The sequence below is a fragment of the Shimia sediminis genome, assembly GCF_003990645.1.
In the GTDB taxonomy this organism is placed as follows: domain Bacteria; phylum Pseudomonadota; class Alphaproteobacteria; order Rhodobacterales; family Rhodobacteraceae; genus Shimia; species Shimia sediminis.
Genome location: NZ_RYZK01000002.1, coordinates 209,484 through 233,628, shown reverse-complemented (window position 1 = coordinate 233,628; position 24,145 = coordinate 209,484). Strand labels below are relative to the sequence as shown.

The following is a 24,145-nucleotide window of genomic DNA, read 5'->3' as shown; positions in this document are numbered from 1 at the left end:
TGTGGCGCCTTTGACCTCAATATGTCGGATTACTAGGGGAGTTAGCAACTCTATGCGGCAGAATTTTGACCCCCAGACATCAAAAAACCGACGCTGAGGCGCCGGTTTTCTGAATATTTGAACTATTTTGCGCTTAAAGGTTGCGTTTTTCGACCCGGCAGACCTTGCCGGCGATGATCGAAATGGCTGCCGCGCCAAAGCTGAACAGGGCGCCCATCTTGGCCGCATCCTGTACCGGACCGGCCTCAAACGCCACCGAAGCCACGAAAAGAGATACCGTAAACCCGATCGCAGCAACGCAGCCAATGACGATGAGGTCGATGATGCGCATGCCTTCTGGGATGCCCAGCTTCAGTGGCATTGCGGCGACCCAGCCAAAGATCAGGATGCCCACCGGTTTCCCGATGATAAGGCCTGCCAGAACCAGCCAGGTGGCGTCGCCCATGGAAGAGAGTTGAACACCAGCGTTGCAGAGGCCGAAGAAGAACAACACCACCTCGACAGGATACTTCAGTGCGTGCTCCATGACGTTCAAGAGGTCATGCAGATGGGTTTCTGCCTGCGAGAAAATGCCAAAGGCGCGATCGGCATGGGGGATTGCAGGGACGATGGGCAAAAGCCCCAACGCCGGATGCAGACCCGAGCGCATGAAACCATACCAGCTGATGCAGCCGGCAATGATGTAAGGAAGGCCGCCAAACAGTTTGCGCATAGCGGTCGAGTTTGGTCGCGCCTGATTGCCGCGATCCAAGCGACGCGGAAGCCAGTTGGCAAACACGAACACCGCAAGCGCCGCACCAAAGGAGACAAACAACCACTGCGGAGCAAGATCACCCGAGGGGTAAAAAATCGCGAGGATGATCAGGCCAGCGGCATCATCCGCAATCGCCAGAAGCAGCAGGAACCGCACAGCCGGGTGGCCGGCGCCAAACACCAGACGCCCAACCAGGTAGGAAAAGGCGATATCTGTTGCGGTCGGGATCGCCCAACCATTTGCCACGGCGTTGTAAGTGTCGGATCCCATGATCAGGGCCAGACCCAGGTAAACGCCAATCGGGCCAAACATTCCACCTGCCGTTGCAAACAAGGGTGTTGCCGCCTTTTTGCCACGCAGGCTGCCGTTTTTCAGGACGACGGCCTCCCAGACTTCCTTGGCGGCGATGGCAAAGAACAGGGCCATCAGCACGTCGTTCACCAGATAATGCAACGTCAGGGTGCGGTGGCCATCGTGCAGGTGCCCGATCGGGGCGTGATCCCAGATTTTGAATTCAACGAAGTGGTGATAGCTACTATAGTCAATGTTGGCCCAGACAAGCGCAATCAACGCGCCCAAGATCAACAACAACGAGTAGTCGGTCAAAAATCCCCAGACGCGATACATTCGTTTCCACCCTTCTTGTCCTCTGTTGGCGAGGGGACTTAGCGGAATTTCCCTGAGGTCGCAACGGGCGTAGGGGCATTGATTGGATGTTGAGACCAATCAATGCCCCCTTGTGGCAGATTTCTCAGGTGTTGGCCTTACGCGATGGCCTGCCAGGCCAATCCCGCAAGAAACGCACCCACCATTGCATAGCTGATGTAAGCCGCAAAAACGCGGGGTTTGACGAGCGCCCAGACCGCAACTGCTGCGGGGATGCAGCTGACGCCACCGGCAATGACAAAGCTCATGGCCGCGCCGTTTGACATGCCTTGTTGCAGCAGGGCGTCGACCAATGGCACCGCGCCATACCCATTCAGGTAGGCAGGTGCGCCGACCAACGCGCCCAACAGGATTGGTTTGATACCATCGCCACCCAGCACGGATGCAATCATTTCCGCAGGCACATATTGCAGCATTATGGCCTCGATCACATAGGCCAGTGCCAGCCACTTCAGCAGGAACAGGCCGTTATCCAGAGACGCGTCCTTGAAAGTTGCGCGGCGCTCGGGCTCTTTCCAGAACTTCCACACTGGTTTGCCCTGGAACGGCTGTTTCACGCCACAGCATCCACCGACTTGCGGCTTTTCACGCAATGGGTCTCTGAAAACCGGGGATTTTGCAAAGGTCATGGTCACAAAACCACCCATCAGCCCAAGCCCCACGGCTGCCACGGTTTTGGCCAGGGCAAAGTCAAACCCCAAAGTCCCCGAGGTGATGGCAAACATCGCCGGGTCCATCAGCGGTGAGGCCAGCCAAAACGCCATCACCGCACTCAGAGGCGCGCCAACAGCCAGAAGTGCGGCGATAAATGGGATGACTTCACAGGAGCAGAAGGGCGACAGCCCACCCAAAAGCGCTGCGAACAGGATCATTCGCGTTTCGCGCCCTTCAAAGGCCTTGGCCAGGATGGTTTCTGCGCCCGTCGCCTTGAGATAGCCGATTGCGAAGATCGCAAACAGGATAAACGGTGCCGTGTGCCCAAGCGCTCCTAGGGTAAACCCGATTGTGGGCAGCAGTTGGGGCAAGTCCAGCACCGCGACGGCGATGAGAATCAGCACCAACGCCAGCCAAGCCTTGTCGATGCGGGCGAGACGGGTCGTAAAGGGCGACGGGGATTGTGTTGTGTCAGCCATGGTTGTGGTCCTTGTGGGGGGCTGCGCTGTCGGCGCAGCATTCTTTCAGCAGGAAATGCGAGAGCAGGCGGATTTCGTCATAGGCCACGGCGGCACAAATGATCGAGCGCCCCTGCTTCTCCTGTGTCACGAGGCCCGATTGGGCCAGGATTTTCATATGATGGGTCAGGGTCGAGCCGGTCACGCCGCTGCGCTGGCCAAGCTCACCGATGCTCAGGCCCTCTGGGCCGGCGCGCACAAGGCAACGCAGCACCGAAAGCCGCTGTTCCGAGCCAAGCGCCGCAAAGGTGGACGCGGCAATGGCCAGAGAAATGTCGTCTGTTGATTCGTGTTTCATATTTCTAGAAATATCGAAATAATAGCCCTGCGCAAGTTTTATTTCGAGAGTCATCGAAATAAAATCAGGTTTCGCCCAATCGCCACTTATCGCAGTGTTGTCCCATGGACCTAATCGAGGACATCCGCGCCTGCCGTCTGTGTGCTGACCGGTTCGCCGCGACAGCCACGGCACATCAGCCGCGCCCGGTGGCGTGGTTTCAGCCCAGTGCGCGGATATTGATTGTCGGTCAGGCGCCGGGTGCACGTGTGCATGAAAGCGGGCGACCTTTTACCGACCCGTCCGGCGACAGGCTGCGCGCGTGGATGGGAATTGACGAGACAACCTTTTATGACCGGGATCGCGTGGCCATCCTGCCCATGGCGTTCTGTTTTCCCGGCTACAATGCCAAGGGCAGTGACCTGCCTCCCCCGGCGATTTGCGCGCGCACCTGGCGACAGCCGGCTCTCGATAGCCTGTCAGATGTTCGGCTGACCTTGCTCGTGGGCGGCTACGCGCAAAAGTGGCACTTGGGTCACAAAGCCGGTGTCACCGAGACCGTTGCGGCGTGGCGCGACCATGCGCCCGACGCCTTTCCCTTGCCTCATCCGTCGTGGCGCAATACGGCATGGCTGAAGAAACATCCGTGGTTCGAAGCCGAGCTGCTGCCCGTGCTGCGCACCCGGATCAGAGAGGTTCTGGAATGACACCCTTGGATCAGGCCCATGCGGCAATGGAGACCACGCCCCAAGACGACGCGGCGCGCCTGCGGTTTTACGAACGTTTGGCGGATGCCGAATTGTTCCTTTTGCTGGCCAAGGAAGCAGAAGGCGAAAGCATTGCGCCAGAGTTGTTCGACCTCTCGGACCATTCTTTTGTGCTGGTCTTCGACACCGAGGAACGGCTGGCCGAGTTTGTAGGCAAACCAGCGCCCTATGCGGCGCTCTCTGGCCGCGTGATTGCCTCGATGCTGGCCGGGCAAAACATCGGCCTTGGCGTGAACCTCGAGGTTGCGCCCTCGTCGATCCTGATCCCGCCGGACGCTATGATGTGGTTGGACGACACGCTGCAACACGCGCCGGATCAGGTTGAAGCCACGCCAGAGGCTTTCACCGCGCCGACCGGCTTGCCTGAAACATTGATCTCTGCGCTGGACCAAAAGCTTTCAACCGCCGCTGGCCTTGCGAAAATGGCCTACCTCGTGGGCGTGTCCTATGACACCGGCGCCAAGAGCCACATGCTGGGGTTTGTCGAAGCCATTCCAGACGCACAGGGGGCCTTGGCCAAGGCCGTATCCGAGGCGTTGACGTTTTCGGGTGTGGAAGCCGGAGCATTGGATGTGGGGTTCTTTGAAACAACCAACCCGGTGTCTGCACAGCTTGCCCGCGTAGGGCTGCGTTTTGATTTGCCTGAGCCACCAAAACCACAAGAGTATGTGCCCGTGACCCCCGGCAGCGACCCCGACAATCCGCCCAAGCTGCGCTGAGCATTGAACTGGGGTCTGGAATCGACAAAACTCCGCGCAGGTCTGTTTTGGGGGCACATTTGATGTTTCGGGATATCTCGGTGCGGGCAGTGTACATGGGCGCTCTTGCGGCTTTTGTTGGCTATGCGGCGTCCTTCGCGATTGTGCTGGCCGGGTTGACGGCCGTTGGCGCGTCACAGGCCGAAGCTGCGACAGGCTTGTTCTTTGCGACGCTTGGCATGGGCGTTTGCAGCATCTGGTTGCCGGGTTTGACACGCACACCCGCGGCGGTGGCCTGGTCCACACCCGGTGCGGCGTTTCTCGCGGCGTCTGCAGCGCTGCCCGGCGGGTTTGCCGAGGCTGTGGGGGCCATGATCTGTTGTGCGGCGCTGATTCTGATCACCGGTGTGATCCCGGCGCTGGGACGTATCGTCGCCGCGATCCCCAAACCTGTTGCAAATGCACTGCTGGCTGGGGTGATCCTGAAGCTGTGTTTTGCACCTGCCTTGGGGTTGGGGGCCGTGCCTTTGCTTGTTCTGCCAGTGATCCTGGCCTGGTTGATCGGGCTGACATGGAACCGGCTGGCGGCGATGCCCTTGGCCGTCGTGGCCTTTCTGATTGTGATGTTTGTCGGCGTGGATCTGCCCGAGGCGAGCCCTGCCACATCACAGGCTCTGTTACCTGATTTCGCCTTTGTAACCCCTGTGTTTTCGCTGCAATCCCTGATCTCGATCGCCGTACCACTCTATCTTGTGACGATGGCGGGACAGAATATCCCCGGGTTCGCGGTGTTGGAGTTGAACGGCTATGCCATCGACCGGCAATCGGCATTGCGCAAGACGGGGCTGGCGAGCCTGCTCATCGCCCCATTTGGCGCTGTGCCTGTGAACATGTCTGCCATCACCGCTGCCATGATGGCAGGCGAAGACGCCGGGGCCGACCCCAAGGGGCGGTATTGGGCAGCCATAGTCTCGGGCACCGTCTTTATCGCATTTGCTTTCGCTGCAGCCATTGTCACCCGGTTGGCCAGCGTTGCCCCGGCAGAACTGATCACCGCAGTTGCGGGCCTCGCGTTGATCCCGGCGCTGGTTTCGGCGATCTCGGCCGCTTTCAGCGATCCGAAGCAGAGCGAAGCCCCGGCCATGACCTTTCTCATCACGGCCAGCGGCATGACCCTGTTCGGAGTGAGCGGGGCGTTCTGGGGTGTGGTCGCAGGCGCGGTGATCTGGTTTGCGAAACGGGCCTGGGCTCAGTAACCCGCGTCGCGGTTGACCAGGTGTAGCAACGGGTCCCCCGCCTCGCTGCGGGAAATGTTTTCGGCAATCACCCGGCTCGCCGAAGCGGGGCGCGTTTCGCTGGCGATATGGGGTGTTACGGTCACACGAGGGTGGTGCCAAAAGGGGTGATCCGCAGGCAATGGTTCCACCCGGAACACGTCCAACGTGGCGTGCTGAACGGGACCATCGTCGAGCGCAGCCAGCAGCGCGTCGTCGTCAATCAGCTGCCCACGCCCCGGATTGATCACAACCGCGCCATCAGGCAGCAGAGCGAGGGTTTCGGCGTTCAGGGTGTTCTCTGTCGCAGGGGTCTTGGGCAAGAGTAACACGAGGATATCGGCACGGTCCAAGGCCTGAGACAGGCCATCCGGGCCGCTGAAACAGGTGATGCCGGTAATCTCTTTTTGCGACCGGCTCCAACCGGTCACAGGAAAACCGAGAGTCGTCAGCGCGCTGCCACAGGCGGTGCCCAACTCGCCTAGGCCAAGGATGGTGACGCGCCGATCCTCGGCCAGAGGGGGAACATAGGTGCGCCATTCTCCGTCCTGCCCGTGGATATGCAGGTCCATGCCCAGATGATACCGCAGAACATGACCGGTGACCCATTCGACCATGCCTTGGGTCAGGCCATAATCCACCATGCGTGCCAGCGGCTGAGTCAGTGTTTGGTTTCCAACAATGCCCTCTACCCCGGCCCACAGGTTCAACACGGCTTTGCATCGGGTGTAGGGCGTGAAATCCTGCACATCACTGTTGGGGGCATATACGATGTAATCGACCTCATCCGGCGCAAAGTCAGTGCGCAGATCGACATCCAAACCGTATTCTTCAAACGCCGCTTTCAAAGGCGCTTCATAGGTTCCCCAGCGTTCTGAGCGGGCGGCGAACAGGACATTGATCATCGTAGGTCTTTCCGGCTGTATGTAGCGTGCGGCCAGTCAGGCCACAGAACAAAGGACAGGGCAAGGGGGCTTAGCGTGGGCGATGCACGTGGGCGCTTTGTACCAGTCCAAAAGCCACCAACAGAACCAGCATGGCCGAGCCACCGTAGCTGACCAGCGGTAGCGGAACCCCCACAACCGGCGCCAGCCCCATGACCATGGACATGTTGACCGCGAAGAACAGGAAAAAGGTCGCCGCAATGCCAAGGATCAGGAGCGAGGAGAACCGGTCACGGTTGACGAGCGCCGCCGTAATGCAAAACACGATGATCAGCGCATATAGCCCCAAAAGCGATATCCCCCCAAGGAATCCAAACTCTTCTGCCAGCGTGGTGAAGATAAAGTCAGTGTGTTTTTCTGGCAGAAAATTCAGCCGCGACTGGGTCCCTTGCATGAAGCCCCGCCCGGTCCAGCCTCCGGACCCCAGCGCAATTTTGGATTGGGTGATGTGATAGCCCGCCCCCAGCGGATCGCTGGCTGGATCAAGGAACGTGTCGATACGTCTGTACTGGTAGTCTTTCAGCAATTGCCAACCTGTGCCGCGTGATTGAAAGACAGCTGTGACCAGGCCGACGCCCATGGCTGAAACAGTTGCGAAGTATCCCCAATGCACCCCGGCCATGAACATCACCATGGCGCCACCGATGATCAGCAACAAAGACGTTCCCAAATCCGGCTGGCGCAGAACCAGTGCTGTGGGCAGAAGAATGGCCAGAACGGGCAAAGCCACCCAGAGCGGGCGTGAGATTTTGGCCGGTGGCAGCCAGTCGTAATACGCGGCCAGTGCCATCACCAACGTGATTTTCATCAGTTCCGAAGGCTGCAGCCGCATGAAGCCCAGATCAATCCAACGCTGTGCGCCCATGCCGACACTGCCCATCACCTCGACCAACACCAGCAGTAGAATAGTGCCCAGGTATGCGCCCCCGGAAACACTGCGCCAAAACCAGATTGGGATCATGGCGACGATCAACATCAGACCCAACCCCAAGGCGAATCGCTTGATTTGCGGCTCGGCCCAGGGGCTGAAAGAGCCACCCGCGACAGAGTAGAGCATCATGAAGCCAACGCCTGCGATGGCCGAAAGCAACAGGATCAGAGGCCAGTTCAGGAACAGGACCTTGCGCGGGCCGCTGGGAACGGATTTGACGGAATACTCAAGATAACTCATGTGCGCGCGTCTCCCCGGTTGCCGTCACGATCCGGCATCAGGGCGCGCAGTCGGTCCTGTTGTTCTTCGATCTTGCGGCGGTCCTTGGCGGGATAGGCCGCGATGGGCGGGTCACCATCAAACAGGGCCTGCAGCGTGATGTCACGCGCAATGGGAGCGGCCGCTGTTGACCCGCCACCGCCATGTTCAACCACGACGGCAACGGCGATCTTTGGGTCTTCGATGGGGGCAAAGTTCACGAACAACGCGTGGTCGCGGCGTTCCCAGGGCAGGTCTTCGTTCTTGGTCACGCCTGCGGCCCGTTCCGCCGCAGTGATATTGCGCACCTGACTGGTGCCGGTTTTGCCGGCCAGTCGATAGGCATCTTCAATCACACGGCTGCCATAGCCCGTCCCACGCCGATGGTTCGACACCGCAAACATCCCGCGCCGGATATGGCGCAGGTTGTTTTCGTTGAGCCCAAGCGAGGGCACCTCGGCTCGCGGCGGCTCGACACCGTTCACGGATTTTATCAGATGCGGCTCAAGCGCCAATCCGGATGCGAGGCGTGACGTCATCACAGCCAGTTGCAGCGGCGAGGCCAGAACGAACCCCTGACCGATCGAGGCGTTTACCGTGTCACCGGGCACCCAGTTCTGTCCGCGCACGCGCGCCTTCCAATCGCGGGTCGGGTTCAGACCACTGGCCATCCCCGACAGCGGCAGATCGTGCCGAAGACCCAGCCCCAAACGCGTTGCCATGGCCGAAATCCGGTCAATGCCCAACTCAAGCGCAAGCTCATAGAAGTAAACATCGCAGCTTTCCCGCAGGGCCTGGTTCAGGTCCACATGCCCGTGGCCAGCGCGCTTCCAGCAGTGAAACTTGCGATCCGATACCTCGAGGTAACCGGGACACCAGACCGTGTCTTCGGAGGAAACCAGTCCCTCTTCGAGCGCCGCAAGGGCGGTGATCATCTTGAACGTAGATCCCGGAGGATAGGTGCCTTGCACGGATTTGGCCGCGAGCGGTCGGTGGTTGTTTTCGGTCAGGGCCTGATAATTGGCGACAGAAATGCCGGTCACAAAGTGGTTTGGATCAAAGGTCGGTGCAGAGTTGACCGCCAGAAGGTCGCCGTTGCGGCAATCCATTACGACGGCGGCCGCGCTTTCTTCGCCCAGACGGGCCTGAACATAGGATTGCAGTTTCTGGTCGATCGTCAGTTGCAGGTCTTCGCCTTGCTGACCTTCCTGCCGGTCCAGCTCTCGCATGACACGACCCACTGCGTTGACCTCAACGCGTTTGGTGCCCGCTGACCCGCGCAACTCGGCCTCGTGTTTGGCTTCGACACCGACCTTGCCGATCTGGAAACGCGGGATGCGCAACAATGGATCGGGGTTTTCGATTTTCGAGAGGTCATAGTCACTGACCGGGCCCACATAGCCAACCACATGGGCAAAATCGCCATCCAGCGGGTATTGCCGCGACAGGCCCACATCTGGCGTGACCCCAGGCAGTGCGGGCGCGTTCACGGCAACGCGGCTAACCTGGTCCCAGGTCACGTGATCCGCCACCGTAACGGGCAGAAACGGGGCAGAGCGTTTCATCTCAGCCATCGCGCGGTTCAGGTCTTCTTCGTCCAGCTCAATGAGTTCGGACAGTTTTGCGATCACCGCATCGACGTCACCGGCGTCTTCGCGCACGATGTTGATCCTGTACGAGGGTTGATTGCGTGCCAGCGAGACGCCGTTGCGATCAAAAATTTCACCTCGGGCCGGTGGCAACAGCCGGATGTTGATGCGGTTTTCTTCGGCCAGCAACCGGTATTGATCGGACTGCTCCACCTGCAGTTGACGCATGCGCAGCCCCAAAAGGCCCATGAAGCCCAGCTGCGCCCCACCCAGCAAAAGCGCCCGGCGGCTGAGGCGGCCCTGAAACTCGGGGTTGTCGACCTTGGGGCGTCTCATATGGCACCTGCCACGGCATCGGTTTCCCCCGGAACAACTTTGCGAATGCCAAAGGCGACATGCGAAACCAGAACCACCATCGGATAGGCCATGACATTCATCGCGAGTTCCATCAGGGTCATGCCCAACGGGGCCTGATCCACCAGAAATATGGCAAGGAACACACGGTTCGCCAAAGCAAGGCCCGCAAGGGCCAATGCAGCCACCATCCACTCGGTCATAAAGGTGGCGTCTCGCAGTCCCGGCTCTTGTCGTTTCAATAGTTGCCGGGCGACCACCAGAGTTGCGGCCATGACACCTGGTGGGCGCAGTAAAATGAAGTCCACCAACAAGGCCATCACCGCAACCAGCACGGTTGGCACATATTCAGGCCGCCGGATGGACCAGGCCACCGTGAATAGCACGATCAGGTCAGGCCCGGCCCAGCTGCGCGGCACGGTCTGGAGTGGCAACAGCTGGAGATACAGCAGGCCAAGTACGAGCAACCCGTACCAGAATCGCATGCGCCACTTGCTCGTCTGTCCTGCCTCAGCCATCTCCGGCCTCCGGCGATGTTGGGGCTTCGGGTGAAATGATCCCGCCGGGTTCCGTGATCTGCTCGTGCCCATGGTCGCGCAGGACCCTCAGGAATTCCAGCCGTTCGTAGTCTGCCGCGAGACGCACGCGCAGGCGGCCGCCGGGGTCCGTGGCAACCTGACCAACCAGCAGGCCACTGGGAAACACGCCACCGTCGCCGGACGAGATCACACGGTCACCGGGGCGCACACGCTCGGGGTTTTCAAGAAAGTCGATGTAGGGCGCGATGGAATTGTCTCCGGCGACGATGGCGGTCTGGCCCGAGGGCTGAATCATAACCGGGATGCGGCTGGAGCTGTCGGATAACAGGATCACCCTGCTGGACGAGCGTCCCACGCCCGAAATTCGCCCCACGAGTCCGATCCCGTCCATGGTTGCCCAGCCATCCACAATGCCGTCTCGTGCGCCAATGTTCAGCAGTACGGATTGACGGAAAGGAGAGCCGCTGTCGGCCAGCACCACGCCGGTCACAAAGGTCAAACGCGGATCGAGGCGGACATTGTTCAGGTCAAGAAGGCGGGCATTTTCCTGCTCAAGCTGCAGGGCAGCCTCTTTCCAGGCCTTCATTTGCTGCAATTCGCGACGCAGTTCCTTGTTCTGGTCCACGATGCGCTGATAGCTTTGATAATCGCGTACCAAATTGATCGCGCCTGTTACCGGCGCCATGGCCCAATCCATCGAAGGCACCACCCGGTCAACCACCTGCGCCCGGAACCTTTCGACCCGAGGGCTGTCGATCCGCCAGACAAGGAAAATGGCAAACAGGCACAACAATAGTGTGGCCAGCAGAAGACGCTTCAGCGGACCAATATAGTCATCACCCTGATTCCGGTCCTTGGCCACGGTTTCCCTCGTTCAGGTTCGCGCTCCGAGACTGGCATGCGGGTTACCCGCGCGTCAAATCCGGGTCAGCTGTCGTAATCGATGGCGTGGCGCAGCTGTTTTTCGTACTCCAGCGCCTTACCGGTGCCCATGGCCACGCAGTTCAAGCTTTCGTCGGCAATCGACACCGCCAGCCCGGTTTGCTCACGCAGTGCCAGGTCGAGATCACCCAAAAGAGCGCCCCCACCGGTCAGCATGACGCCACGATCCACGATATCCGCTGCGAGGTCCGGAGGTGTGGCTTCCAGCGCGGTCATCACCGCTTCGCAGATCTGCTGGACGGGTTCCGCCAGCGCTTCGGCCACCTGAGCCTGGCTGATTTCGGTTTCCTTGGGAACGCCGTTCAACAGGTCGCGACCGCGGATCTGCATCGACTGGCCCCGGCCATCGTCGGGCATACGCGCGGTGCCAATTGAGGTCTTGATACGTTCTGCGGTGCTTTCGCCCACGAGCAGGTTCTGCTGGCGGCGCAGGTAGTTGATGATGGCCTCATCCATGCGGTCGCCACCTACACGGACCGAGCGCGCATAAACGATATCGCCCAGAGACAGAACCGCAACTTCGGTGGTCCCGCCGCCGATATCGACAACCATGTTGCCGGTCGGGTCGGTGATCGGCATGCCGGCCCCTATGGCGGCAGCAATGGGTTCCGCGATCAGCCCGGCGCGACGTGCACCAGCCGACAGAACCGACTGACGAATAGCTCTTTTTTCCACTGGTGTGGCGCCATGGGGGACGCAGACGATGATCTTGGGCTTCGAAAAGGTCGAGCGTTTGTGTACCTTGCGGATGAAGTGCTTGATCATCTCTTCGGCGGTGTCAAAGTCGGCGATCACGCCATCCCGCATCGGGCGGATGGCCTCGATGCTGCCCGGGGTCCGGCCCAGCATCAGCTTGGCGTCTTCACCCACCGCCAGAACCTTTTTTACGCCATCTTTGACGTGATAGGCCACAACTGATGGCTCGGACAGGATCACGCCTTTGCCTTTGACATAGACCAGCGTGTTGGCTGTCCCGAGGTCGATTGCCATGTCAGAGGTGAACAGGCCGCCCAGATTTCCCAGCATGTGAGTTTTGTTCCCGCAGAAATTCAAAAAGGGCCCGCGTCACTGCCGCGACGTAGGCGAAGTCGTTATATGTGTCGGCTGCCGTTTGTGAAAGCCCTTCTTGCAGCAAAATCAGCGCGTTTCCGCCGTGGCTGTATCTTGCGTACTTCGTCGGCAATCTGTGGCGATTGTCTGCCGCGTTCTTTTGCAGTGATTTTGGGGAAGCGATCGGACCGGGATGTAGAAGCTCGCGCGGAAAAGAACAAGTCGCCGGAACAGCCGATGTTAGCTGCATTCTAAAAGGGGTTGTTAACTAAACAATTGAAAATATTAAGAATTGTTGGGATGCTGTGTGTGTTTGATTGTAGCAACCTCTAAGGTTGCATTGTTTAGGAGTACTCAACACCAAACAAGGGGGATCGTCATGCGCAGTTTGACAAGAAGGATTAAACACTTTTGGGGCAACAAGTTTGGGCGCTGTGCGGTTTGTATGAGGTTCGCCTTCTGGGGTGCAGTGCTTGGCGGGCTCACGACTTTTCTTGCTGTGAAGTATGATTTCGGATTGGTTTTGGTCAGTGTTTTGGCGATCCTTTCAATGGTGTTGGCGACGACAACCCTGGCGCACGTCGTGACGTTCGCAGTTCGTCACGTGTGGCAGATGCGCAGAGCTGCAGCCGGTGAGTTGGTGCAGATAGGCCCGCACGCCGTGCTGCCCATCAGAACTGGCAGGCCAGAGCAACAGGTTTCGCGTCGGCAGTTGTTGGGGCTGGTCTTCAAATACGGAGCATTGGCGTCTGCCGTGACACTGGGATTGCCAACAAAATCACGCGCGGCCTGCGGTGACTGTGCTGCCCATTATGGAGCAGGCCACTATGATTGCATTACCTACTTTTGCAATGACCAAGGACACACATGTTGCCCACCTGGTTTCCCATATCTGAACCATTGCGATTGCATTTGCTATGATGGCAACGGGTTTGACTGCAATAGCTATTCGAACTGCCTCTACTGTGGTTAGCGATGCCCTCGCGAAACGTGACCGACTTGGAGCCACAGCTTAGAAGCCGAAACTCAGGCTGAAGGCGAGGCCCGCGTCCCCAACGTCTGCACCGTGATAGCGCAGATCGGCTGAGACGGAGTCGTTGAAATTGTAGCTGGCGCCAAGCTGCCAGTATTCCGTGTCCATCCCGTCATTTGCACCGATGCGCGCCGAGCCGGAAATCCTGTCGGTAAAGGCAAAAGACCCGTCAAGATACCGGTGCCAATGCCCCGAGTCAGGGTTGTAGCCCAGGAACCCCCCAACCGAAGCCTGTGATGTCACCGGATAGGACAGCTCCAGTGTCACCTCGGTGCAGCAGTAGCCCGTCGAATTGTAGGTATAAAAGGCCAAACCGACATCCCAATCGAGATCATAGGAGGTCGTGTTGCGGTAGCCGAGATACCAATCGAGTTCCCATTCATCCGACCCAAGATCGACGGTAGAGCCCCAAAAGGCAAAATATGCGCCCTGGCTCTCGACCTCGAACCAGGGCTGGATCGCCGGGCCATCGTCGCTTTGCGTCACGCCGGCAAAGACATAGTTCGACGTCACATCCAAACCCCAGGACCAATTCAGCTCCTGCGCCATAGCCGGCTGTGCCAATAGGTTGGCGGCCAACAGTACTCCAAAACTTGAGACTCGGATCGTCATGGAAACCCCGACGGATGCTCGGGGTTGATTTCACGACGTTTCCGGTGCTTTGTCCACTGATTCATGGGGGTTCACATAGCTTTGACGCCTTGTGAAAGCAAAAAGGGCCACCCGATCGGGCAGCCCTGTATCCCGATATCCGCGGTCAGATCAGGTCATGTCGCGATAGGATATTTCGCGTGCATCCGCGCCTTCGCCCAGCTTGCCGCGGCGCACGATCAGGCGGTTGAGCGCATGAATATAGGCCTTGGCCGAGGCGACAACCGTGTCGGTGTTGGCGGATTGACCGGTTGCGATTACGCCATCTTCCTCCAGACGCACGGACACGGTGGCCTGCGCATCTGTGCCTTCGGTCACAGCGTGCACCTGATAAAGCTGCAACTGGGCTGTGTTGGGGTGCAACTCGCGGATCGCTTTGAATGTCGCGTCTACCGGGCCGTCGCCAAAGGACGTGGCCGACCGGTCATCTCCGTCGATTTCCATCTCAACCGTCGATTCTGCCTGACCACCTGTGCCGCAGGTGACCTTCATCGACACCAGTTTCAGCGTGTCGTTGGTTTCGTCTTCACCCACCCGCATCAGTGCGATGATGTCGTCGTCAAACACCTCTTTCTTGCGGTCGGCGAGGTCCTTGAAGCGAACAAACACGTCCTTGAGCTGGTTGGCGCCAATGTCAAAGCCAAGGTTCTTCAGCTTGTCGTTCAGAGCGGCCCGGCCCGAGTGCTTGCCGAGGGGCAGCGAGGTGCCCGAAAGGCCGATGTCCTCGGGGCGCATGATCTCGAACGTCTCGGCGTTCTTCAACATGCCGTCCTGGTGGATGCCGGATTCATGGGCAAAGGCGTTCTTGCCGACGATGGCCTTGTTGAACTGCACCGGGAAGCCCGAGACCGTGGCGACTCGGCGCGATATGGCCATGATCTTGGTGGTGTCGATCCTGGTGTGCCAGGGCATGATGTCGTTGCGCACCTTGAGTGCCATGACGACCTCTTCCAGGGCAGTGTTGCCCGCGCGTTCACCCAAGCCATTGATCGTGCACTCAATTTGACGCGCACCACCCGCCACGGCGGCCAGTGAGTTGGCGGTCGCCATGCCAAGGTCGTTGTGGCAGTGGGTGGCAAAGATCACTTCGTCGGCACCCGGAACCTGTTCGATCAGGCCGCGGATCAGATCGGCGCTTTCCACCGGCGCGGTGTAGCCCACGGTGTCGGGGATGTTGATCGTTGAGGCACCGGCCTTGATCGCGATTTCCACCACGCGCTTGAGGTAATCCCACTCGGTCCGGGTCGCATCCATCGGCGACCACTGTACGTTCTCGCACAGATTGCGGGCATGGCTGACGGTGTCATGGATCAGATCGGCCATCTCATCTTGCGTGAGGTTCGGAATGGCGCGGTGCAGGGGCGAGGTGCCGATAAAGGTGTGAATGCGGTTCTGGCCGGCGAATTTCACGGCCTCCCAACAGCGGTCGATGTCGGCAAAGTTGGCACGGGCCAGGCCACAAATTCTGCTGTTTTTTGAACGCTTTGCGATCTCGCTCACGGCGCGGAAGTCACCTTCGGAGGCGATCGGGAAACCGGCCTCGATGATGTCGACACCCATCTCGTCGAGCATCTCGGCAATCTCGAGTTTTTCGTCGTGGGTCATGGTCGCGCCGGGGCTTTGCTCGCCATCGCGCAAGGTTGTGTCAAAGATCAAGACGCGGTCTTGTTGGGTCTTATCGGTCATTTTGGAATCTCTCTTTTTTCTCCTGAAGTCCGGGCGCGAAGCGGCATCCTCTGAGCGGTCGCGCCAAGATGGCACGCTCAGAGGCGGGCTAGCAGGAGAAGGTCGGCCAGAATCGCAGCGCGAGTGCACTGTGCAGAAGCTGCGATATGGGCCTGGGTCATCATGGGAGGGATTTATACATGGCGGACAGGAAATGAAAAGTGACAAATCGCCTGTAACGGACCAAAGGTTTGGGTGACCCATGTTCCGCGAGAGGTTAACGCGATCTTGCCGGGGCGTTCTGCAGCTTTTGCAGAGTCCGGTGCGAATCGCGGGTTAAAACCGAGGAATACAAGGCCAAACCGCGTTCGGTATCGTGTCGGTATAACGTCGGTATTGCGTCGGTGCAGGGGATCGGTGTTTCGCGCGGTTAACAGGGCGTGCGGTGGAAGAGGGGCCATTCCGTCCGGCTTGGGATCGTGAACCAACGTTGGGGTCGCTGTCGCAAATGTGTGAATCGGCATGCAAAACCGACCCACTTTTGTGGATTATGAGCGAGTAATATTGACCCATCAGATTCCGGTAACATCCGCGCAACTTTGTGCGGAGAAAAGAGGAGATGTTATTGAAGGCAAGCGTGTCAAAGATCCGGCGATGGGAATTGGTCGAGGGGCACAGCATCCGGTCAGTCGCGGAAAACGATCAACAAGTATTTGAAGGATGAGAGGTCGCTGAGCTACCAGCGCCAGGTGCCACTGGTTCGGCACAGGCCGTGCAACGGTTTTGATTTTAGACTTGAGGGGCTTTTCGATCAGGACCAGAAGTGACCCCGCCGGGAACGGCGGAGCGCCCAGAAGCGGGCCGGTGCCGGTTCGGGCGAGGCTTTTGTCCTGCTGCATCTTGCGGCAGGCGATGCATTGCAATTTGACTGAAGCGAAGAACGGGCAGTACTGGGCAGTCTCGAGCAGAAGGTGAAGGTTGCCCATTTCCACCTGTGCTACAGCCGCAAGCCCTTTGTCGTGACCTATCCCGGCAAAGCGCAGGAGATGGAGCCGGTTGCCTGCACCCTGGCTGTGGGCTGGGAGAAGGGACAGGTTGAGAACCAGGTCCGATTTTTGCGCGGCCGGTTGTTTGTGCCCAAACCTGACTTTGATGACCTCGATGCGCTGAACGATTGGCCGCGGCTGCGCTGCGAAGAGCTGGCACACCGGCCCCAACCCGAGCAATCGGATCGCATGTTTGCAGAGCTGTTCGAGCATGAACACGCCAAACTACGCACTCTGGGGCGAGCATTTGAGGGATACGTGGAGAACACCGTTCGTGTTCGCACAAAGCAAGCGACGCAGAAAAACGTAACCGTCGCACAAGCAAAGCCCCCGGGCAGCCTCGCTATGTGAGAGCGGTCCGACTGGAGGCTTTGCGCCACAAGGGGTGGGCCAAATAAAAACGCTGAAAAAGGGTCAGTTTGAAACGCTCTTTGACAGGCAAGTTCATCACAATGTGCGCACCATGGCTGAACTCAGTATTGAGCCATCCGCAAGGAAACCACAGGTGTTGGTCAGAAGCCTTGCGGCAAATCAAAAGAACCGCCATTCCCACTCAAACTCTCCACCGCGTGAACAACCCCACGAATTTCGGCGAGACCTTTCATGCGGCCAATCAAAGGGTATCCAGGTATGCTGCAACGTCCAATATCAGACAAAAGTTCGTGACCGTGATCAGGTCTGAAAGGAATACCCAAAAAATCGGTCTTAGCGTTTTTCAGTCGCCTGGCATTTTCCTTTATCAAAACAGAAACGAGCGCAACCATATCGGTGTCACCCTCAAGATGTGCCGCTTCTTCGAAGGAACCATCCGCATCTTTTCGGACATTTCGCAGATGAGCAAAATGAATGCGCTCAGCAAACTTTGCGGCGATAGCAGGCACATCATTTTCCGGGTTGGCACCAAGAGAACCAGCGCACAGGGTCAATCCGTTCGAAGGGCTGTCATAAGCGTTCATTATCCAGGCTATATCTTCCATGTTGGAGACAATACGGGGCAGGCCGAGAATATCTCTAGGTGGATCGTCTGGATGAACACACAATAAGATGCCAAGCTCTTCTGCTGCAGGGATTACTTCTTTCAAGAACCGGGCATAGTTGGTGCGCAATTCATCTTGCTCGATGCCCTCATAGGTACGCAAAACCTGTTTTAAGCCCTGGATATCGTATCGATCGAATGCCCCAGGCAGGCCAGACATAATGGCATCAAGAAGCTGTTTCTGATCATCTGCGGTCATTCCAACGTAGTACTGAGCGGCTTTCTCAACCACATCTGCAGGATAATCCGCTTCAGCTTTTTCCCGGCCCAGCATGTGGATTTCAAATGCCGCCATACGGATCGCTGAAAATCTCAAACATGTCCCCCCGCTTGAAACGGGGGCGGTCAAGTCAGTCCGTGTCCAATCCAGTAAGGGCATGAAATTGTAACAGATGATCTTGACGCCTTCAGACGCAAGGTTTGCCATCGATTGACGATAGTTTTCGAAAAGACAATTCAGATTGCCTGAACCACGTTTTATGTCCTCGTGAACAGGCAGGCTTTCACAAACGCTCCAAACCAGGTCAGCCGCTTCAATTCTGTGTCGCCTTTTGGCAATCAACTCACGGTCCCAGACTTGTCCATATGGGACTTCGTGCAAAGCAGTGACGATGCCCTTTGCACCTGTCTGCCGAATTTCCGGCAAGCTGATGTCATCTAAGTCTCCATACCAACGCCAGCTTTCTAACATTTCAGAACATCCTCAATTGTGGCTCGGGATCCAGACCGTTCCAATTTGTCGACCAACACAGAGAGTTGTGGCCTTAGTTTTTCCATTGGGTATCCAGCAAAGACTTCATGAAGTGTGCAAAGGGCTGCTACACGGGTCTCCGCTGTGTTTGCTCCCGCAAGACAGCTCGTTATTTCAGCGCTAAGAGGGTCGCACACCTCAATGGCGGCCCCAGTATCGTCCCAGCCAGTGACGTATTGCATCCACCCAGCCAGCGCCAAAAGTAACCGATCATACGGGCGGCCTGCTTCTAGGTTTTCAAATAGGGTGTTCAGAATACGCTGCGGTAGCTTTTGACTGCCGTCCATTGCGATCTGCCATGTTTGGTGCTGAATCGCCGTATTTGCGAACCGCTTTTTGAGGTCGTCGGCATAGGCGTTCAAGTCTGTACACGGAGGAGTTTTCAAAGCCGGAATAACCTCCTTGGTCCAAAAGTCGCTAATGAACTCATCAAAAACAGGATCATGAACCGTATCAGAGATTGTTTTATGACCTGCCAGGTATCCGAGATAGGCCAACGCAGAATGTGCGCCATTCAGCATACGCAGCTTCATGAGCTCGAAGAGTTGAACGTCACGCACAAGCAAAGCGCCAGCAGCGGCAAAATCAGGACGATCATTGTCCATGAAGTTGTCTTGGACCACCCATTGCCTAAAAGGTTCGTGCTGCACAGCTGCCTGATCTTCAAAGCCCGTCATTTCGCGGACCTTCTCAACTACATCTTCCGTGGTGGCCGGGACGATGCGATCTACCATGGTAGACGGAAATCTGGCCTGGCATTCGATCCAATCCGCGAGGGCAGGATCAACCGCACGTGCCAAATCGCAAACCGCTGACTTAGCAAGCTGGCCATTCTCCGGAAGGTTATCAAGCGACAGCACACTGAATGCTGGTAACCCAGCATCTTTGCGAATTTGGAGGGCGCGCATCAGATACCCTGGTGCAGACACCGGCGTAGGAGATCCCAAATCAGCTTTGATGTCAGGATGATCGAAATTGATACGCCCGGTTGCCGAATTAAGACAATACCCTTTTTCAGTGACTGTAAGGCTTACGATTTTTGTCGATGGTGCCGCCAAAGCCGCAAGCACAGCTGTTGGGTTTTCCGGCGCGACTAACACATCATGCAAGACTTGAATCACTCGCGTTTTGCAGGCGCTATCGGCAAGCTCGAGTGCAGTATATACCCACCCCTGTGGCCTAAGCTTATCGCGTGTATCAGACGATTTGAGGCTGACACCCACGACGCCCCAATCCCCTGCGGATGCCTCCATTGCGTCCGCGATGTAAACTGCCCCATGCGCTCGAAAAAATGCGCCGAGCCCAAGGTGGACGATACCTACTCCTGGTCGTGTTTCCTCTTGATCGGGCCCCAACAGCGGTGACTCTGTGTTTCGCTTTGCTGACATCATTTGAACACCGAAGGAAGCCAGAGCGAAAGAGTTGGAATATAAGTAACCAGCAGCAGGACACCGACAGCGGCCCCGTAGAATGGCCAGATTGATTTCATCGTTTCCCAGATTGAAATGCGGCCTACTGCGCATCCCACAAACAAGACCGCTCCAACAGGAGGTGTGCACAGACCAATGCCAAGGTTCAGTATCAAAATCACACCGAAGTGCACCGGATCGACACCAAATGCGGTAGCCACTGGCAGGAAAATCGGTGTGGTAATCACGATTAGTGGTGACATATCCATGAAGGTGCCAAGCATCAGCAACACAATATTCAGTAAGAGCAGGATAACGATCGGGTTTTCAGACACACTTTTGAGCAGGACAACAAGCGATGACGGAACACGTGTGTACGCCAAAAGCCATCCAAATGCGGCCGCACATCCGATGACCAGCAAAACCATTGCAGTGGTGCGCACAGCAGCAAATGTAGCTTCGACAAAGTCCGAGAAACTCAACGTTTTATAGACAAAAAAGGTGACAATCAGCGCGTAGACCACGGCGATATTTGAGGATTCGGATGCTGTGAAGATACCTGAGCGTACGCCGCCGAAAATAATCGCAACCATAATTAATCCAGGCAAGGCAGACACAAAGAGAGCGCCCATTATTCGGAAACCCTGAAATTTCTGCACCGGATATCCGCGTTGCCTGGCCACCCACCAAGCCGCAACCATCAAGACAACTGCCAACAAAAACCCTGGAATAATGCCTGCGGTAAACAGGTCTGCAATTGAAATGCGCCCCCCCGCAGCGATTGAATAAATGATCATGTTGTGTGACGGCGGCAGCAACAATGCGATGATCGAGCTGACAACTGTTATGTTTACTGCATAATCGACGCCATAACCGCGTTCTTTCATTTGTGGCACCATCAGGCCGCCAACGGCGCTAGCATCAGCCGCTGCAGAACCAGAAACACCCCCAAACATCACTGACGATAAAACATTAACCTGACCAAGGCCGCCTCGAAAGTGTCCGACGAATGCCTCTGCGAGTGAAACTAATCGACGTGCGATATCTCCGCGAACCATCAAGTCACCAGCATAGATGAAGAACGGAATAGCCATTAGCGCAAAAACCGAAACACCTGAGTTTAATCGCTGAAACACGACCACGGGTGGCAGACCAAGATAAGCAATTGTCGCAAAGCTGGACACGCCCAGACAAAAGGCGACCGGCGTCCCGATCAACAGCAAAAATGAAAAGGTTCCAAATAGGATATAGAGTTCCATCGCTCAGCTCTCTCCGCTGTCATCGCCAAAACGGGCAGTCGGCAAGCCAGCTGCCCGGCGCAGCACCCGTTCAATCGAAAAAATTACCACCAGCACTCCACCGAAAATGAGGGGAACAAAGCTGAACGCGCCCGATATGTGTAACGAGGGCAGCGTATTTCCGGCAGTTTTCTCCGCCAACTGGTAGCCGTACCAAATCATGCCGCAACCAAAAGTAGTGACGGCAACATCCGAGATCGTATGAAAGGTTTTCTTCAGCCACTCGGGAAGCACATGCAGCAAAACGTCGAAGGAAAGGTGGTAACCTTCGCGTATTCCAACTGCGGCACCAAGAAAAATGAACCAGCCCATCAGCATGACAGAGCCAGGTTCCGTCCAGATGATACTGTCGTTCAAGACATAGCGCCAGAAAACCTGCGCTGCGATAAAGCCAGTCATGAGAACCAGGCAAATCCCCGCGAGCCAAAGTGCTGCGCGTCCGATCAATCCTGTAATATGAGAAGCCGTGACAAGATATTGTTGCATTTTTCTCCGCATACTTTGCGAATGGTGTGTTCCGCCCCGGAATGCACCGAGGCGGAGTATTTGCTAAACTTCGGTCACTTGACCGCCTGAATGTCGGCGACAAGTTGTTGCAAAAGCGGTGAAGTCACGTGTTTTTCGTAAACTGGGACCATTGCTTCGATAAACGGGGTTTTATCGATATCAGTGATGATCTCTGAACCCGCCTCACGAACTTTGGCTTCGGAAACAGCTTCGCGTGCTGCCCAAAGTTCACGCATGACAGGAACGGAATCTCGTGCTGCTTCGCGCACAAGGTCCTGATCTTCAGCGCTCAGCTTGTCAAAAGCGATTTTTGACATAGTGAGAACTTCCGGAACAATGAGGTGCTGATCGAGAGTATAGTATTTAGCCACCTCAAAGTGACCTGTTCCTTCGTAGGAAGGCCAGTTATTCTCCGCGCCGTCGATAACGCCGGTTTGAAGCGAAGAGTAAACTTCACCAAATGGCATCGGCGTGGCGTTTGCGCCAAGCGCTGCAACCATATCTACGAAAATATCGGCACCCATCACCCGAAATTTCATACCAGCCAAATCTTCGATGGATGTAATGGGCTTTTGAGAATTGTAGAAGCTGCGCGATCCAGAGTCATAGAATGCTAGACCTACCAGATCGTGTTCCTCGAATGCACCGAGAATTTGTCCCCCAACTTCACCGTCAACAACATTGTGCATGTGCTCGACCGAACGGAAAATGTAAGGCAATGCAAGAACCTGGGTCTCCTCAACGATATTGTTGAAGTTGCCGATTGAGGTACGGTTGATGTCGATCACGCCGAACTGGGTTTGTTCGATAGTATCTTTTTCCTGACCTAGCTGTGCAGAGTGGAACATTTCCAAGCAAATTCGGCCGTTGCTACGCTCTTTCAGCATGTCGCCCATGGCCTCAACCGCTGCTACAGTCGGATAGCCTGCAGGTTGGTTGTCTGCGGCACGAAGATTGACTTCACATTCCGCATAAGCAGATGTGACCATAGCCGCCGAGGCGAACAGCGCGGCAAGGGTTGTTGTCTTAATGTTCATGGTTTCCTCCCAAATTGAACCTTCAGAGACGGTAGGCTTGCTTGGCAAGCCGATAGGTGAGGTCAACGGCGACCTCGGATGCATCCACTTCGCTCAACCGGCCGGTAGCCACTAGTGAAGCAAGATAAGAGCAATCAACTCGGCGGGCGACATCATGGCGCGCGGGGATAGAACAGAACGCGCGCGTGTCATCATTGAAGCCGACGGTGTTGTAAAAACCCGCAGTTTCGGTGGTAATTTCTCTGAACCGGCGCATGCCTTCGGGACTGTCAAAAAACCACCAAGCCGGCCCTAGCTTTAGTGCGGGATAGGCGCCCGCCAACGGGGCTAGCTCGCGCCCATAAGCCGCCTCATCCAGCGTAAAGACAATAAGCGTCAGACGCGGGTCGTCACCAACGGCATTTAGGAGCGGTCTTAGGTCGTTTACAAAGTCTGTTCGACTGGGAATGTCGAAGCCTTTGTCTCGGCCAAATGTGGAAAAAACCGCAGCATTGTGATTGCGCACAGAACCGGGGTGCAATTGCATGACGAGCCCATCGTCGATGCTCATCCGGGCCATTTCCGTAAGCATATGACCTCGGAAAAGACCGGCTTCTTCAGAAGAAAGACGACCGGCAAGTGCACGATCAAATAGCCCAGCTGCATCGCTGCGTGATAGGTCTTCGGTGCGGGCAGTTGGATGTCCATGATCGGTCGCGGTTGCCCCATGAGCTTTGAATTCTGCGCGGCGCTTGCGGTGCGCTTGCAGATAACCGCCCCAGGATGAAGTATCCTCACCCGTCACTTCGCCAAAACGGGCGATATTCTCAGCAAACCCCGGTGTTTCCGGGTCAATTACGGTGTCTGGGCGATATGTCGTGATCACGCGGCCACCCCAGCCAGAAGCCTGAATTTTCTTGTGCGCTTCAAGCGGATCAAGCGCACTTTCCGTCGTGGCCAACACTTCGATGTTGAAATTTTCAAACAGGGCTCTTGGTCGAAACTCGGGGGACTTCAGGCAACCATCGATGCGATCATAAATTGCATCGGCTGTTTTGGCATTTAGCCGGTCGGTAACACCAAAGACCTCTTGCAGTGAGTGATCTATCCATAGCGCCGTTGGAGTTGCGCGAAACAAGAAATAGTGGCTTGCGAAGGTACGCCAGATCTTTCTTGGATCTGCCTCTATCTCTCCGCCGTCACGTCGTGAGATGCCGAGGTCTTCCAGCTTGACCCCTTGAGAATACAACATGCGAAACAGGTAGTGATCGGGTGTCACAAATAATTCAGCCGGGTTTGCGAAAGCGGTGTTGCTCGCAAACCAATTGGGATCGGTATGGCCGTGCGGGCTGATGATCGGGAGTTCCATTACATGGGAGTAAAGCTCGCGCGCAATGTCCCGAGTTTGCTGATCCTGCGGAAAAAGCCGATCTTTCATCAACACACGCGCTCTCCCTTTACCTAGTTTCCTTCATCGTGCATTAAGGCTTAACAACAAACTACACGATTGATATGTTA

22 protein-coding genes are annotated in these 24,145 nt (G+C 56.8%); 4 read left to right on the top strand and 18 right to left on the bottom strand.

The features are described 5' to 3' along the window. Positions 1–133: 133 nt before the first annotated feature. The 3 genes from EK369_RS05655 to EK369_RS05645 form a co-directional block, all read right to left on the bottom strand. Positions 134–1,381: a Na+/H+ antiporter NhaA gene (locus EK369_RS05655; protein ID WP_127112724.1), complete on the bottom strand. Its 1,248-nt coding sequence runs from the start codon at positions 1,379–1,381 to the stop codon at positions 134–136. Positions 1,382–1,518: 137 nt separating this feature from the next. Next, positions 1,519–2,553 carry a permease gene (locus EK369_RS05650; protein ID WP_127112723.1) on the bottom strand — a complete coding sequence of 345 codons (1,035 nt, stop codon included), beginning with the start codon at positions 2,551–2,553 and terminating at the stop codon, positions 1,519–1,521. Beyond that, positions 2,546–2,890: an ArsR/SmtB family transcription factor gene (locus EK369_RS05645; protein ID WP_127112722.1), complete on the bottom strand. Its 345-nt coding sequence runs from the start codon at positions 2,888–2,890 to the stop codon at positions 2,546–2,548. Before EK369_RS05645 ends, EK369_RS05650 begins: the two co-directional genes overlap by 8 nt. A 104-nt stretch (positions 2,891–2,994) precedes the next feature. Here EK369_RS05645 and EK369_RS05640 point away from each other — a divergent pair, with 104 nt between their 5' ends. The 3 genes from EK369_RS05640 to EK369_RS05630 all read left to right on the top strand — a co-directional run bounded on the left by EK369_RS05640 (position 2,995) and on the right by EK369_RS05630 (position 5,590). After that, entirely contained in the window at positions 2,995–3,576 is a 582-nt protein-coding gene (locus EK369_RS05640; protein WP_127112721.1) for a uracil-DNA glycosylase family protein, read from the top strand. Beyond that, complete coding sequence (locus EK369_RS05635; RefSeq protein ID WP_127112720.1) at positions 3,573–4,355, top strand: SseB family protein; 783 nt, start codon at positions 3,573–3,575, stop codon at positions 4,353–4,355. Before EK369_RS05640 ends, EK369_RS05635 begins: the two co-directional genes overlap by 4 nt. A gap of 62 nt (positions 4,356–4,417) precedes the next feature. Next, complete coding sequence (locus tag EK369_RS05630) at positions 4,418–5,590, top strand: benzoate/H(+) symporter BenE family transporter (protein ID WP_206198037.1); 1,173 nt, start codon at positions 4,418–4,420, stop codon at positions 5,588–5,590. On the opposite strand, the gene EK369_RS05625 is transcribed toward EK369_RS05630, so the two are convergent. The 6 genes from EK369_RS05625 to EK369_RS05600 all read right to left on the bottom strand — a co-directional run bounded on the left by EK369_RS05625 (position 5,584) and on the right by EK369_RS05600 (position 12,191). Then, positions 5,584–6,513: a 2-hydroxyacid dehydrogenase gene (locus EK369_RS05625; RefSeq protein ID WP_127112718.1), complete on the bottom strand. Its 930-nt coding sequence runs from the start codon at positions 6,511–6,513 to the stop codon at positions 5,584–5,586. The two genes, EK369_RS05630 and EK369_RS05625, sit on opposite strands and share 7 nt — an antisense overlap. Positions 6,514–6,583: 70 nt before the next feature. Then, the gene (gene rodA, locus EK369_RS05620) at positions 6,584–7,723 is read right to left on the bottom strand and encodes a rod shape-determining protein RodA (RefSeq protein ID WP_127112717.1); all 1,140 of its coding nucleotides are present in this window, start codon (positions 7,721–7,723) and stop codon (positions 6,584–6,586) included. Beyond that, positions 7,720–9,666 carry a penicillin-binding protein 2 gene (gene mrdA / locus EK369_RS05615; protein ID WP_127112716.1) on the bottom strand — a complete coding sequence of 649 codons (1,947 nt, stop codon included), beginning with the start codon at positions 9,664–9,666 and terminating at the stop codon, positions 7,720–7,722. Before mrdA ends, rodA begins: the two co-directional genes overlap by 4 nt. After that, the gene (locus EK369_RS05610; protein ID WP_127112715.1) at positions 9,663–10,202 is read right to left on the bottom strand and encodes a rod shape-determining protein MreD; all 540 of its coding nucleotides are present in this window, start codon (positions 10,200–10,202) and stop codon (positions 9,663–9,665) included. Before EK369_RS05610 ends, mrdA begins: the two co-directional genes overlap by 4 nt. Next, positions 10,195–11,085 carry a rod shape-determining protein MreC gene (gene mreC / locus EK369_RS05605; protein WP_127112714.1) on the bottom strand — a complete coding sequence of 297 codons (891 nt, stop codon included), beginning with the start codon at positions 11,083–11,085 and terminating at the stop codon, positions 10,195–10,197. The genes EK369_RS05610 and mreC overlap by 8 nt, the downstream gene beginning before the upstream one ends. Before the next feature lie 65 nt (positions 11,086–11,150). After that, positions 11,151–12,191 carry a rod shape-determining protein gene (locus tag EK369_RS05600; protein WP_093090085.1) on the bottom strand — a complete coding sequence of 347 codons (1,041 nt, stop codon included), beginning with the start codon at positions 12,189–12,191 and terminating at the stop codon, positions 11,151–11,153. Positions 12,192–12,594: 403 nt separating this feature from the next. Here EK369_RS05600 and EK369_RS05595 point away from each other — a divergent pair, with 403 nt between their 5' ends. Continuing rightward, the gene (locus tag EK369_RS05595) at positions 12,595–13,188 is read left to right on the top strand and encodes a hypothetical protein (RefSeq protein WP_127112713.1); all 594 of its coding nucleotides are present in this window, start codon (positions 12,595–12,597) and stop codon (positions 13,186–13,188) included. Positions 13,189–13,227: 39 nt separating this feature from the next. On the opposite strand, the gene EK369_RS05590 is transcribed toward EK369_RS05595, so the two are convergent. From EK369_RS05590 to uxaC, 9 genes are all read right to left on the bottom strand, one after another. After that, positions 13,228–13,860, bottom strand: coding sequence for a TorF family putative porin (locus EK369_RS05590; RefSeq protein ID WP_127112712.1), 633 nt, complete (start codon positions 13,858–13,860; stop codon positions 13,228–13,230). Between the two features lie 150 nt (positions 13,861–14,010). After that, the gene (locus EK369_RS05585; RefSeq protein ID WP_127112711.1) at positions 14,011–15,585 is read right to left on the bottom strand and encodes a 2-isopropylmalate synthase; all 1,575 of its coding nucleotides are present in this window, start codon (positions 15,583–15,585) and stop codon (positions 14,011–14,013) included. A 551-nt stretch (positions 15,586–16,136) separates the two neighbouring features. Next, complete coding sequence (locus EK369_RS05580) at positions 16,137–16,823, bottom strand: hypothetical protein (RefSeq protein ID WP_127112710.1); 687 nt, start codon at positions 16,821–16,823, stop codon at positions 16,137–16,139. Between the two features lie 299 nt (positions 16,824–17,122). Next, positions 17,123–18,337, bottom strand: a complete 1,215-nt coding sequence (uxuA, locus tag EK369_RS05575; protein ID WP_127112709.1) for a mannonate dehydratase — start codon at positions 18,335–18,337, stop codon at positions 17,123–17,125. Continuing rightward, on the bottom strand, positions 18,331–19,785 hold the full coding sequence (locus tag EK369_RS05570; RefSeq protein ID WP_127113265.1) for a mannitol dehydrogenase family protein: 1,455 nt from the start codon (positions 19,783–19,785) through the stop codon (positions 18,331–18,333). Before EK369_RS05570 ends, uxuA begins: the two co-directional genes overlap by 7 nt. Then, positions 19,785–21,065, bottom strand: a complete 1,281-nt coding sequence (locus tag EK369_RS05565; RefSeq protein WP_127112708.1) for a TRAP transporter large permease — start codon at positions 21,063–21,065, stop codon at positions 19,785–19,787. Before EK369_RS05565 ends, EK369_RS05570 begins: the two co-directional genes overlap by 1 nt. Before the next feature lie 3 nt (positions 21,066–21,068). After that, positions 21,069–21,590 carry a TRAP transporter small permease gene (locus tag EK369_RS05560; protein ID WP_127112707.1) on the bottom strand — a complete coding sequence of 174 codons (522 nt, stop codon included), beginning with the start codon at positions 21,588–21,590 and terminating at the stop codon, positions 21,069–21,071. Positions 21,591–21,664: 74 nt separating this feature from the next. Further along, positions 21,665–22,648, bottom strand: coding sequence for a TRAP transporter substrate-binding protein (locus tag EK369_RS05555; protein ID WP_127112706.1), 984 nt, complete (start codon positions 22,646–22,648; stop codon positions 21,665–21,667). Between the two features lie 22 nt (positions 22,649–22,670). Beyond that, positions 22,671–24,065, bottom strand: coding sequence for a glucuronate isomerase (gene uxaC, locus EK369_RS05550; protein ID WP_127113263.1), 1,395 nt, complete (start codon positions 24,063–24,065; stop codon positions 22,671–22,673). Between the last annotated feature and the right edge of the window lie 80 nt (positions 24,066–24,145).

Excerpts from the sequence above, each read along its gene's own strand:
- EK369_RS05635 (WP_127112720.1), top strand. The coding sequence starts at position 3,573 with ATGACACCCTTGGATCAGGCCCATGCGGCAATGGAGACCACGCCCCAA.
- EK369_RS05655 (WP_127112724.1), bottom strand. The coding sequence starts at position 1,381 with ATGTATCGCGTCTGGGGATTTTTGACCGACTACTCGTTGTTGTTGATC.
- EK369_RS05630 (WP_206198037.1), top strand. The coding sequence starts at position 4,418 with ATGTTTCGGGATATCTCGGTGCGGGCAGTGTACATGGGCGCTCTTGCG.
- EK369_RS05610 (WP_127112715.1), bottom strand. The coding sequence starts at position 10,202 with ATGGCTGAGGCAGGACAGACGAGCAAGTGGCGCATGCGATTCTGGTAC.
- EK369_RS05645 (WP_127112722.1), bottom strand. The coding sequence starts at position 2,890 with ATGAAACACGAATCAACAGACGACATTTCTCTGGCCATTGCCGCGTCC.
- EK369_RS05560 (WP_127112707.1), bottom strand. The coding sequence starts at position 21,590 with ATGCAACAATATCTTGTCACGGCTTCTCATATTACAGGATTGATCGGA.
- EK369_RS05555 (WP_127112706.1), bottom strand. The coding sequence starts at position 22,648 with ATGAACATTAAGACAACAACCCTTGCCGCGCTGTTCGCCTCGGCGGCT.
- EK369_RS05585 (WP_127112711.1), bottom strand. The coding sequence starts at position 15,585 with ATGACCGATAAGACCCAACAAGACCGCGTCTTGATCTTTGACACAACC.
- uxaC (WP_127113263.1), bottom strand. The coding sequence starts at position 24,065 with ATGAAAGATCGGCTTTTTCCGCAGGATCAGCAAACTCGGGACATTGCG.
- EK369_RS05650 (WP_127112723.1), bottom strand. The coding sequence starts at position 2,553 with ATGGCTGACACAACACAATCCCCGTCGCCCTTTACGACCCGTCTCGCC.
- EK369_RS05640 (WP_127112721.1), top strand. The coding sequence starts at position 2,995 with ATGGACCTAATCGAGGACATCCGCGCCTGCCGTCTGTGTGCTGACCGG.
- EK369_RS05595 (WP_127112713.1), top strand. The coding sequence starts at position 12,595 with ATGCGCAGTTTGACAAGAAGGATTAAACACTTTTGGGGCAACAAGTTT.
- EK369_RS05600 (WP_093090085.1), bottom strand. The coding sequence starts at position 12,191 with ATGCTGGGAAATCTGGGCGGCCTGTTCACCTCTGACATGGCAATCGAC.
- EK369_RS05570 (WP_127113265.1), bottom strand. The coding sequence starts at position 19,785 with ATGTCAGCAAAGCGAAACACAGAGTCACCGCTGTTGGGGCCCGATCAA.
- mrdA (WP_127112716.1), bottom strand. The coding sequence starts at position 9,666 with ATGAGACGCCCCAAGGTCGACAACCCCGAGTTTCAGGGCCGCCTCAGC.
- EK369_RS05590 (WP_127112712.1), bottom strand. The coding sequence starts at position 13,860 with ATGACGATCCGAGTCTCAAGTTTTGGAGTACTGTTGGCCGCCAACCTA.
- EK369_RS05565 (WP_127112708.1), bottom strand. The coding sequence starts at position 21,065 with ATGGAACTCTATATCCTATTTGGAACCTTTTCATTTTTGCTGTTGATC.
- uxuA (WP_127112709.1), bottom strand. The coding sequence starts at position 18,337 with ATGTTAGAAAGCTGGCGTTGGTATGGAGACTTAGATGACATCAGCTTG.
- EK369_RS05580 (WP_127112710.1), bottom strand. The coding sequence starts at position 16,823 with ATGCTCGAACAGCTCTGCAAACATGCGATCCGATTGCTCGGGTTGGGG.
- rodA (WP_127112717.1), bottom strand. The coding sequence starts at position 7,723 with ATGAGTTATCTTGAGTATTCCGTCAAATCCGTTCCCAGCGGCCCGCGC.
- EK369_RS05625 (WP_127112718.1), bottom strand. The coding sequence starts at position 6,513 with ATGATCAATGTCCTGTTCGCCGCCCGCTCAGAACGCTGGGGAACCTAT.